The 10,624-nt window shown below is 73.0% G+C and carries 8 protein-coding genes; 6 read left to right on the top strand and 2 right to left on the bottom strand.

Going from position 1 to position 10,624, the window contains the following annotated elements:
• Window positions 1-12: 12 nt before the first annotated feature.
• The 6 genes from EDD39_RS35930 to EDD39_RS35905 all read left to right on the top strand — a co-directional run bounded on the left by EDD39_RS35930 (window position 13) and on the right by EDD39_RS35905 (window position 7,284).
• Entirely contained in the window at window positions 13-1,308 is a 1,296-nt protein-coding gene (locus EDD39_RS35930) for an extracellular solute-binding protein (RefSeq protein ID WP_123563770.1), read from the top strand.
• 11 nt (window positions 1,309-1,319) lie between these two features.
• Window positions 1,320-2,345, top strand: a complete 1,026-nt coding sequence (locus EDD39_RS35925; RefSeq protein WP_123563769.1) for a carbohydrate ABC transporter permease — start codon at window positions 1,320-1,322, stop codon at window positions 2,343-2,345.
• The gene (locus tag EDD39_RS35920) at window positions 2,345-3,187 is read left to right on the top strand and encodes a carbohydrate ABC transporter permease (RefSeq protein WP_123563768.1); all 843 of its coding nucleotides are present in this window, start codon (window positions 2,345-2,347) and stop codon (window positions 3,185-3,187) included. The genes EDD39_RS35925 and EDD39_RS35920 overlap by 1 nt, the downstream gene beginning before the upstream one ends.
• A 37-nt stretch (window positions 3,188-3,224) precedes the next feature.
• Entirely contained in the window at window positions 3,225-4,724 is a 1,500-nt protein-coding gene (gene arfA, locus EDD39_RS35915; protein WP_123563767.1) for an arabinosylfuranosidase ArfA, read from the top strand.
• Window positions 4,725-4,794: 70 nt separating this feature from the next.
• Window positions 4,795-6,312: a glycoside hydrolase family 43 protein gene (locus EDD39_RS35910; protein ID WP_123563766.1), complete on the top strand. Its 1,518-nt coding sequence runs from the start codon at window positions 4,795-4,797 to the stop codon at window positions 6,310-6,312.
• 276 nt (window positions 6,313-6,588) lie between these two features.
• Window positions 6,589-7,284, top strand: a complete 696-nt coding sequence (locus EDD39_RS35905; protein WP_123563765.1) for a VC0807 family protein — start codon at window positions 6,589-6,591, stop codon at window positions 7,282-7,284.
• Between the two features lie 124 nt (window positions 7,285-7,408).
• Here EDD39_RS35905 and tpg read toward each other — a convergent pair whose 3' ends face one another.
• On the bottom strand, window positions 7,409-7,951 hold the full coding sequence (tpg, locus tag EDD39_RS35900) for a telomere-protecting terminal protein Tpg (RefSeq protein ID WP_123563764.1): 543 nt from the start codon (window positions 7,949-7,951) through the stop codon (window positions 7,409-7,411).
• A 61-nt stretch (window positions 7,952-8,012) separates the two neighbouring features.
• Window positions 8,013-10,349, bottom strand: coding sequence for a telomere-associated protein Tap (gene tap / locus EDD39_RS35895; RefSeq protein WP_244257482.1), 2,337 nt, complete (start codon window positions 10,347-10,349; stop codon window positions 8,013-8,015).
• Between the last annotated feature and the right edge of the window lie 275 nt (window positions 10,350-10,624).

The raw sequence follows: 10,624 nt of genomic DNA, 5'->3' as shown, positions 1-10,624 counted from the left end.
GGAAGTCCCACGATGACGAGAAAGACCCGCCGCACGGCGGCCGCCGCGATCGCCCTGGGCATCACGCTCGCCGTCACCGGCTGCGCCGGCAGCGACGGCGGCGGGAGCGGCGGCTCGTCCGACGGCAAGGTGACGCTGACCCTCTGGGAGAACGCCCAGCCCGGCGCGGGCGCCGAGTACTGGAAGGCGGCCGGGGCGGCGTACGAGGCCCTGCACCCGAACGTCAAGATCAACATCCAGACGATCCAGAACGAGGACCTGGACGGCAAGCTGCAGACCGCGCTCAACTCCGGCTCCGCGCCGGACATCTTCCTGCAGCGCGGCGGCGGCAAGATGCAGGCCATGGTCCAGGCCGGCCAGGTCCAGGCGCTGGACCTCACCGACGCCGACAAGGCGAACGCGGGCGCGGCGGGCATCGCCGGGTACACGATCGACGGCAAGACCTATGCGATGCCGGTCGACACCCAGCCCGAGGGCGTCTACTACAGCAAGGACCTGTTCCAGCAGGCCGGCATCACCGCGCCGCCCACCACGATGCCCGAACTGCAGGACGCCGTCGCGAAGTTGAAGGCGATCGGCGTCGCGCCGATCGCGGTCGGCGCCAAGGACGCCTGGCCGGCCGCGCACTGGTACTACAACTTCGCCCTGCGCGAGTGCAGCCAGGACACTCTGAAGAAGGCCGCCCAGTCGCTGAAGTTCGACGACCCGTGCTGGACCAAGGCGGGCGAGGACCTCGCCTCGTTCCTGAAGGTCGAGCCCTTCCAGCAGGGCTTCCTGACCACCTCCTCGCAGCAGGGCGCCGGCTCGTCCGCGGGCCTGATCGCCAACCACAAGGCGGGCATGGAGCTGATGGGCAACTGGAACCCGGGCGTGATCGCCAGCCTGACCCCCGACCAGAAGCCGCTCCCCGACCTGGGCTGGTTCCCCTTCCCCGCCGTTCCGGGCGGCCAGGGCGACCCGGCCGCCATCATGGGCGGCCTCGACGGGTTCTCGCTGTCCAAGAAGGCGCCGAAGGAGGCCCTCGACTTCCTGCGCTTCCTGGTCACCACCGACCAGCAGAAGGAGTACGCCAAGGCGTTCGTCGCCATCCCGGTGAACAAGGAGGCCCAGGCGGGCGTCACCGAGCCCTACAACGTCTCGGCGCTGCAGGCCTTCAACAAGGCCCCCTACTCGGTGCTGTTCCTCGACACCGAGTACGGCCAGAACGTCGGCAACGCGATGAACACCGCCGTGGTGAACCTGTTCGCCGGCAAGGGCGGCGGGGCCGACATCGCCAAGGACACCAACGCCGCCGCCGCGAAGGGCTGAGTGCGCACACGATGAGCAACACCCTGGGCGCTGAGCCGGCCGACGGCCACCAGTCGCAGGGCACGCCCGGAGCCGGGAACGCGGCCGCGGCCGCGCGCCCGGCTCCGCCGCCGGCGGCCACCCGCCGCCGGCGCGGCCGTGCCAAGCTGCGGTTCGAGATCGCGGTCCTGTCCGGACCGGCGATCCTCGTCTTCCTGGCGTTCGTGATCTTCCCGGTGGCACTCGCCGCGTTCTACGGCTTCTACCGCTGGCACGGCTACGGTCCGCCCACCGACTGGGTCGGCCTGAACAACTACAAGCTGATCCTCACCGACCCGGCGTTCCAACAGGTGCTGTGGCACACCGGCGTGATCCTGGTGCTCTCGCTGGCCGTCCAGGGCCCGCTGGCGATCGGCCTCGCGCTGCTGCTCAACCAGCGGATCCGCGGCCGCTCGGCCATCCGCGTCCTGATCTTCGTGCCGTACGTGGTCTCCGAGGTCATCGTCGGCACCGGCTGGAGCCTGATGCTCCAGAGCAGCGGCGCCCTCAACGACCTGCTGCGGCACCTCGGCCTGGGCTTCCTGCAGGCCGACTGGCTGTCCGACCCGAAGCTGGCCATCTGGACGCTGCTGGGCATCATCTCGTGGAAGTACATCGGCTTCGCGGTGATCCTGATGCTCGCCGGCCTGCAGTCGATCCCCGAGGAGCTCTCCGAGGCCGCCCAGATCGACGGCGCCTCGTACTGGCAGATCCAGCGGCGCATCACGCTGCCGCTGCTGGGGCCGACCATCCGGATCTGGGCGTTCCTGTCGATCATCGGCTCGCTGCAGCTGTTCGACCTCGTCTACATCATCTGGGGCCCGTACGTGGCGGGCACCGCGGGCACCTCGACCATGGCGATCTACATGGTCGGCCAGGGCCGCAACGCGGGCAACTACGGCTACGGGAGCGCGATCGCGGTCGTGATGTTCCTGATTTCGCTCGTCGTCGCACTGCTCTACCAGCGCTTCCTGCTGCGCCGCGACCTGCAGGGTGCCATCACCGAAGGAGCCTCCTGATGCGCGCGCGGACGGCCGACCGGCCGCAGAAGTGGGGCAACCCCTTCACCTACTTCGTCGCCCTGCTGTTCATCGGGATCTGCGTCGCACCGGTGCTCTACATCGTGCTCGGCGGGTTCCGCACCAACGCGCAGATCAGCACCAGCCCGGCCGGCCTGCCCGGGCCCTGGGTGGTGAGCAACTACCTGAACGTCCTGAAGTCGGTGACGTTCTGGGGCGAGTTCGCCAACTCCCTCGTGGTGGCGCTCGCCAGCACCGTCGGCACCGTGCTCCTGGGCCTGATGGTGAGCTTCGTGCTCGCCCGCTACGACTTCAGGCTCAAGGGGGCGATGTACTCGCTGTTCGCGGCCGGCCTGATGTTCCCGCTGGTCATCGCGATCACCCCGCTGTACATCGTGGTCAAGGACCTCGGCCTGGTCGACAACCTGCTCGGCGTGATCGTCCCGCAGATCGCCTTCGGCCTGCCGATGACCGTCATCATCCTGGTCCCGTTCCTGCGCGCCATCCCGAGGGAGATCGAGGAGGCCGCCGCGATCGACGGCACCGGCCGGCTCGGGTTCTTCTTCCGGATGGTCGTCCCGCTGTCGCGCCCCGGCGTGGTGACGGTCGGCATCCTCGCGTTCATCAACAGCTGGAACAACTACGTGCTGCCGCTGTACGTGCTGAACTCGCAGGCGAACTTCACCCTGCCGCTCGGCGTCCAGGCGTTCTCCTCGCAGTACTCCGTGGACACCGCGAAGGTGCTCGCCTTCACCTCCCTCGCCATGCTGCCCGCGATGGCCTTCTTCGCCGCCTTCGAGAGGAAGATCGTCGGCGGCCTCACCGGTGCCGTGAAGGGCTGAACCCGCGCCCCGCGCCGACCGTTGAAAGGACCCCCACTTGCCCCGCGCCCACATCGGACTCGACCGCCGGGCCGTCGTCGGCCCCGTCCGGCGCCGCACCTTCGGCTCGTTCGTCGAGCACCTCGGCCGCTGCGTCTACACCGGCCTGTACGAACCGGACCACCCGACCGCGAACGAGGACGGCTTCCGGACGGACGTCGTCGAACTCGTCCGGGAGCTCGGCACCACCACCGTCCGCTACCCCGGCGGGAACTTCGTCTCCGGCTTCCGCTGGGAGGACTCGGTCGGCCCGCGCGAGCAGCGCCCGGTGCGGCGCGACCTGTCCTGGCACTCGCTGGAGTCGAACCAGGTCGGCCTCGACGAGTTCGCCAAGTGGCTCAAGCTCACCGGCTCCGAACTGATGCTGGCGGTCAACGTCGCCACCCGCGGCATCCTGCCCGCCCTGGACCTGCTCGAGTACGCCAACCACCCGTCCGGCACCGCGCTCTCCGACCTGCGCATCGCCAACGGCACCCCGGAGCCGCACGACGTGCGCATGTGGTGCCTGGGCAACGAGATGGACGGGCCCTGGCAGACCGGCTTCATGACGGCCGACGACTACGGCAAGATCGCCGCCCGCACCGCCGCCGCGATGAAGGCCGCCGACCAGGACCTCGAACTCGTCGTCTGCGGCTCCTCCGGCTCCGGCATGCCGACCTTCGGCGACTGGGAGCGCACGGTCCTGGAGCACAGCTACGACTACGTCGACTACGTCTCCTGCCACGCCTACTACCAGGTGCACGACGGCGACCTCGGCTCCTTCCTGGCCTCGTCGGTCGACATGGAGTTCTTCATCGACACCGTGCTCGCCACCGCCGACCACGTCGGGCACAAGCGGCAGTCGAAGAAGCGGATGAACATCTCCTTCGACGAGTGGAACGTCTGGTACCTGGAGGAGCACAAGGCGTCCGACGAGGTCAACGACGAGTGGCGGCACGCCCCACGGCAGTTGGAGGACGTCTACACGGTGGCGGACGCCGTGGTCGTCGGCAACCTGCTGATGACGCTCCTCAAGCGCAGCGACCGGGTCACCTCGGCCTCGCTGGCCCAGCTGGTCAACGTGATCGCGCCGATCATGACCGAGCCCGGCGGCCCCGCCTGGCGGCAGACCACCTTCCACCCGTTCTCGATCACCAGCCGGCTCGCCTCCGGCGAGGTGCTCCGCCCGGTGATCGACGCGCCGACGTACCTGACGGCCCGGCACGGCGAGGCGTCCCTCGTCGACGCCGTCGCCACCGTCGACGGGGACCGGGCCGCGGTCTTCCTGGTCAACCGCGACCTGACGGAGAACGCGCAGGTCACCATCGACCTCCACGGCCTCGCCGCGACCCGGATCACCGAGGCGCTCACCCTCGCCGACGCCGACCCGTACGCGAAGAACACCCTCGCCGACCCGCTCCGGGTCGTCCCGACCGCGAACACCGGCGCCGCCCTCGCCGACGGCGTGCTCACCGTCGAACTGCCCCCGGTGTCGTGGACGGCGATCGCCCTCGGCTGAACGACAGCAACGGCAGCAACGGCAGCCGGCAGCCCGTCGAGACCGGCGGCCCGTCGAAAGGACCCGCCCCGTGCGGACGTACGACAACCCCGTGATCCCCGGGTTCCACCCCGACCCGAGCGTCTGCCGGGTCGGCGACGACTACTACCTGGTGTGCTCCAGCTTCGAGTACGTCCCCGGGCTGCCGCTCTTCCACAGCCGGGACCTGGTGCACTGGCGGCAGCTCGGCAACGTGCTCGACCGCCCCGGGCAGCTGCCGCTGCCGCTGCCCGGCAGCACCGCCTCGCGCGGCCTGTACGCGCCGACGATCCGTCACCACGACGGCCGGTTCCGGGTGATCTGCACCAACGTCACCGCGGGCGGCAACTTCATCGTGACCGCGGAGCGGCCCGAGGGCCCCTGGTCGGACCCGGTCCGGATCGACCTCCCCGGGATCGACCCGGACCTGGCCTGGGAGGAGGACGGCACCTGCTGGGCCGCCTCCACCGCCCCCGGCATCCACCTCTCCCGGATCGACCCGGACACCGGCGAGGTGCTGGAGGGGCCCTTCCCCACCTGGTCGGGCACCGGCCTCAAGTGGCCCGAGGCCCCGCACCTGTACCGGATCGGCGACTGGTGGTACCTGCTGATCGCCGAGGGCGGCACCGAACGCGGCCACGCCGTCTCGATCGCCCGCGCCCGCTCCCCGCGCGGCCCCTGGGAGGGCGCCCCCGCCAACCCCGTGCTCTCCGCGAGCGGCACCGACCGGCCGGTCCAGAGCACCGGCCACGGCGACCTGGTCACCGCGCCCGACGGCAGCTGGTGGATGGTCCTGCTCGGCACCCGCCCGCGCGGCTTCTCCCCCAACTACCACGTGCTCGGCCGGGAGACCTTCCTCACCCCCGTGACCTGGGACGAGGACGGCTGGCCGGTCGTCGCGCCGGTGGCCGAACGGCACCCCGCCCCCGGCGGCGCCTGGCACCCCCTCCCCGCCCCGCCCGTCCGCGACGACTTCGACTCCCCCGAACTCGCCCCGCACTGGATCTCCCCGCACGCCCGCCCCGCCGGCTCCTGGTCGCTGACCGATCCCCCCGGCCGGCTCTCCCTCACCGCCACCGGCCCCACCCTCGACCGCCCCGGCCACACCTTCGTCGGCCGCCGCCAGCAGCACCACGACTGCCGCGCCTCCGCCCGGATCGACCCGGGCACCGGCCGGGGCGGCCTGAGCGTGCGCCTGGACGAGGCCCACCACTACGACCTGGAGGCCGGCGCGGGCGAGGTCCGCGTCGTCGCCCGGATCGGGCCGCTGCGGCAGACCCTGGCCCGCCGCCCGGTACCGCCCGGCCCGCTCACCCTGACCGTGACCGTCCGCACCACCGACCTGGTGCCCCCGTCCGCCGAACTCGCCGGCACCGAACCCTTCGGCCCCGACACCGTCGCCTGCTGGCTCGACGACCCCGACACCCCCGGCGCCCGACCGCTCGCCGAACTGGACGGCCGCTACCTCTCCACCGAGGTCGCCGCCGGCTTCACCGGACGCGTCATCGGCATGTACGCCACCGAGGGCACCGTCGCCTTCGACTGGTTCGACTACCTCCCGACCCCGTAGCCCGCCGAACCACCGCGACCGAGGACTCCAGCGGGCGAGTTGAGCGTTGGCAGGGCAACGGCCTGCTGTCCTCGGCCCGGGGACCCGGCCGCATCGCCCGCGCGTCCTCGATCGGCCGGCACGCGGTGGCCGGTTCAGACGTTGTCCGGAACGGAATCATCCTGAAGCCGGCGATCGACGTCGCGGTCGTGCGGATGGCGCGGCCGCCTCGCCCGGACGTGAGCGGCCGGGTCCGTGAGCTCACCGGCTCGGCCCTTCTCGCCGCGGGAGGACGTCATGACCAGGCGCAACGTGCCGGCGGCGGCGCCCTCCGAGAGGCCGCCGCGGCCGAGCGGGCGACGCCTGCTGCTCGGTACCGTCTGGGACATCGCGGTCCCGGTCGCGTTGTACTACGGCCTGCGTGCCGCCGGTGTCGGCGTCTTCGTCGCGCTGCTGGCCGGCGCCTTCCTGCCGGCGCTCACCACAGCGGTGCAGTGGCTGCGCACCCGCAGCCTGGAGGGCATGGCGGGGTTCGTCGCCGGGACGATGCTGCTCGGCGTCGCAGCCGCGCTGGTCAGCGGCAGCCCCCGGTTCCTGCTGGCGAAGGACGGTTGGCTGACCGGCGTGGCCGGGCTCTGGTTCCTGATCTCGATCAGGGCCAGGCGCCCGCTGCTCTTCCACGGCGGCCGCCCCCTGCTGGAGGGGCGGTTCCGATCGGACGGCACCTCCTGGGACGTGTTGTGGGAACGCGAGCCGGCCTTCCGGCGGATCTGGCGGGTCTCGACGGCGATCTGGGGCGTGGCGATGCTGCTCGACGCCGTCGTGCGGGTCGTGATGGCCTACACCCTGCCGATGGACCTGGTCCCCGGTTTCGGCGCACTGCTCTGGCCGGTCACGCTGGTGCTGCTGCAACTGGTCAACGGCGTCTACTACGAGGTGGCCGGGCTCTGGCGGCTGACCGCCGGCACGACCACGCGCTCACCGCGAGGCTGAGGGCCGCCTTCGGTGCTTCGGCCGCACCGGGCGACTCGCCGCAGGCGCCGACGCCGACGCCGAAGCCGACGGCCCGACCGCCCGGCGGGCGACTGCCCGGCGGGCGACCGCCGGTGACGGGGCGTCAGATCTCCAGTTCCAGCCAGCCGAGGTCGTTGATCTCGGCGGTGAGGCCCTCGGCGCGGCGGCCGCGGTCCTTGAAGTAGTGCTCCTGGAGCGCCCCGGCCAGGATCCGTTCCTGCTCGCTCTCGCCGGCCCCGGCGTCGCGGGCGGCGTACAGCTCGCGGGCGACGTCGCCGGGCAGGTGCTGGGTGATCAGGCGCTCGCGCGGGTCGTCGGTGGAGCCGCCGGCCGCGGTGTAGCCGAAGCGGGCCTGGATGTGCAGCATGAAGCCCTGCTCCTCGGCCCGCCGGCGGACCCGGCGGCGCACCCCCGGCTGCCAGCCGGCCCGGACCCGTTCCTCGATCCGCCGGGCGGCGTCCGGCTTCGGGCTGATGCTGCCCTTGAGCCAGCGCTGCACGGTGCGCTGGGAGACGCCGAGCTCGTCGGCGACCGCCCGGGTGGAACCCTTGGCCCGCTTGACCAGGTACCGGACCCGGGCGGGCACCGTGTGCGGGATCGGCCGGGTCCGCTCGGCCCGTTCGAGTCCTTCGTCGATCTCCCCCACGGGGCGTCACTTCTCCTCGCTGCTGCTGGTGGGTACTGGAACCGTCCCGCTGCCGGACGGGTCACTCGTCGGCGGAGACCAGTCCGCCGGTCTTGATGTGGCGGGCCGGGTTGGCGCCGTCGGCGAGCAGTTCGCGGATCTCGGCGATCGGCCGGCTGCCCTCGAACTTGACGTGCCCGGGCGAGACGCCGAGCCGCAGCGCGGTGCTGACGCCGCCGTCGGGGCGGCGCAGCACGTCCAGCGCCGAGGGGCCGGGGGCGGCGAAGACCGCGCAGTCGGAGAGCACGGCGAGCGGCGGGGTGCCGAGTTCGGCGTGCAGCCGGGCGAGTTTGCGGTGCAGGTTGACGGTGGCGGTGTCGATCACCAGGGCACGCACCAGCGGGTCCCAGGTCGGACGGTCGAGGGCGGACCAGCGCTGGCCGGGGCGGTAGCCGAGGCCGCGGGGGCGCTCGCGGAACTTGCCGATGGTGCCCTTGGCGGTCTGCTTGATCGCGCCGAGCACGGCCAGTTCGGCCGGGTCGCCGTCGCCGAGCGCGGCCATCGCGTCCAGGAACGCCGCCGGGTCGCGGTCGGCGAGGTCGGCCGGGACGCCGAGCGCGGCCATGGTGTCCAGGTAGGCCTGCCGCAGCCGCTTGTGCCACGGGTCGAGGTACGGGCCGGACTCGTGGCGCAGCCAGCCCTCGCTGGGGCGGACGTCCGCGCCGAGTTCGACGGCGTAGGCGAGTTTGGCGGTGCTGTACCAGGCGGGGCCGGTGGGCGCGCTGCCGTCGGCGGTGAACGGGTTGGGCAGTAGCGGGTCGAGGGCGAGTCCGCTGAGGTCGGCGCGCCAACTGCCGGGCGTCTTCTTGTCGAAGGCCGGGTTCAGCTCGTGCACGGGTTCGGAGAGCGGGACGTTGAGCCGCCCGGCGGCGGCGAGGAAGGCCATGTTGACGTCGAGTCCGACGGCGAACGGCGCGGCGGCCTCCCGGTCGGTGAGCGGGCGGTGCCAGTCCCAGGCCTCGGTGACCAGGACGGCGTCGTCCTCGCGCTCGGCGGCCAGCGGGTGCTCGTCGGGGACCTCGGGCGGCGCGGCGTCGAACACCCGGTGCCGGGAGCCCTCCACCGGCCCGGACGTCCAGCCGCTGTCGGTGCGGACCGGGCGGGTCGGCGGGCGCAGCGCGGTGACGAGTTCCAGCCCGGAGACGGCGGTGGAGCCGCGCGGGGTGTGCACCCGGCGGGCGTACGTGCCGAGCAGGCGGGCGAGTTCGGGCGCGGCGAGGCCGTCCGGGAGCTTCCAGCCGGCGCCGTCCAGGGCGCCCCACGGCAGCACGCACAGCTGCACGCACTGCCGGCGGCCGGCCTCGGGTTCGCGGTAGATCCGGGCCCAGGGGCCGAACCCGCGCCGGGTGAGCTGCCAGCCGTCCTTGGCCAGCGCCTTGACCTGCTTGTGGGTGTCGGGCAGGCGGCCGATCCGGGCGACGTACTGGGTCTTCTCGTCGCGTCCGGCGGGCGGCAGGCCGAGCTCGGTGGCGGCGGCGTCGGTCAGCACCAGCAGCGGGTCGCCGTCCTTGCCGTACCGGTGCAGCCGGGCCGAGCCGAGCCGGGCCCGCAGCGCCCACTCCAGCAGCTCGGCCACCCCGCGCCCGGCCGGCCGCTCCCCGGCCGCCTCCGCACCGTCCGCCCCGTACGCGACCAGCCCGCGCCCGTCCGCCGCCACGTCGACCACGGCCAGCGGCCCCGCCGGGAAGCGCGCGGCGGCCGCCTGCTCCCAGTCCTCCGCCTCCACGGCCCGCCGCCCCTTCCCGCCCCGCGCCTCGGCACCCCGCGCCCTCGCCCGCACGGGCGCCGACTCCGGCTCCGGAGCCGCCACGGGCGCGGCCACGGCCGTACGGGGCACAGGCGGCGGCGCGGGCACGGCCCCCGGCGCCGACACTGCCCCCGGCGCCGGCGGACGGCAGAAACCACCGAGGTGCATGGGCCGTCCCTGCGCCCGGTACACCGACGGCTGCCCGCACTGCACGCACGGCGCGGCCGCGGCCATCACCAGCGAACCGTCCGGACGCTGATCCAGCATCACCGCCTGCGGCACGCCCCCCTCGGCAACCGCCCCGGCCCCCGGCTCCTCCGGCTCTCCCTCTTCTTCCTGCTCCTCTTCTTCTTCCTCCTCCGCTACCAACTGCGCGGCGATCCCCTCCAGCAGGCGCGCGTACGCGGCCCGGCCCTCGCCCTGCGGGTCGCGGCGGCCCTGCTCCCAGGCGGTGAGCGTGCTCGCGCTGATGCCGAGGGCCTGCGCGGTCTCGGCCTTCCCCAGCCCGTACGCCACCCGCAGGCGTTCGCGTTCGGCCGGTTCGGGCAGCGGGACGACCCGGCGGGGGCCGGATCCGAGCAGGGCGCCGATGGCGTCCGGGGTGCCGGTCACCTCACGCCTCCTTCGCCAACGGAGCGCCGGTCGAACCGACTCCGCTCCCGTACCGCACTGCCGGGCGGGGGCCACACATCGCGCCGCTGCACCTCTTCTTGCATCCTGCCGAACGTCGAACTCCCGCCCAACATAGACACGCCCCGACCAGCGACACAAGCAAGCCCGCCCACAAGCCGCTCCCGCCTACCCCCGGCCCCGACCACCCACACCGGAAACACCCTGCCCCCGGCCCCGATTTCGCCCCCGTCTTCCCCCGGATCTTCCGCCGGCCC

It is taken from the genome of Kitasatospora cineracea (genome assembly GCF_003751605.1).
GTDB classification, from domain to species: domain Bacteria; phylum Actinomycetota; class Actinomycetes; order Streptomycetales; family Streptomycetaceae; genus Kitasatospora; species Kitasatospora cineracea.
The sequence above is the reverse complement of the archived record's forward strand: the minus strand, read 5'-3'. Positions and strand labels throughout refer to the sequence as shown.

Excerpts from the sequence above, each read along its gene's own strand:
- EDD39_RS35930 (WP_123563770.1), top strand. The coding sequence starts at position 13 with ATGACGAGAAAGACCCGCCGCACGGCGGCCGCCGCGATCGCCCTGGGC.
- EDD39_RS35925 (WP_123563769.1), top strand. The coding sequence starts at position 1,320 with ATGAGCAACACCCTGGGCGCTGAGCCGGCCGACGGCCACCAGTCGCAG.
- EDD39_RS35920 (WP_123563768.1), top strand. The coding sequence starts at position 2,345 with ATGCGCGCGCGGACGGCCGACCGGCCGCAGAAGTGGGGCAACCCCTTC.
- EDD39_RS35905 (WP_123563765.1), top strand. The coding sequence starts at position 6,589 with ATGACCAGGCGCAACGTGCCGGCGGCGGCGCCCTCCGAGAGGCCGCCG.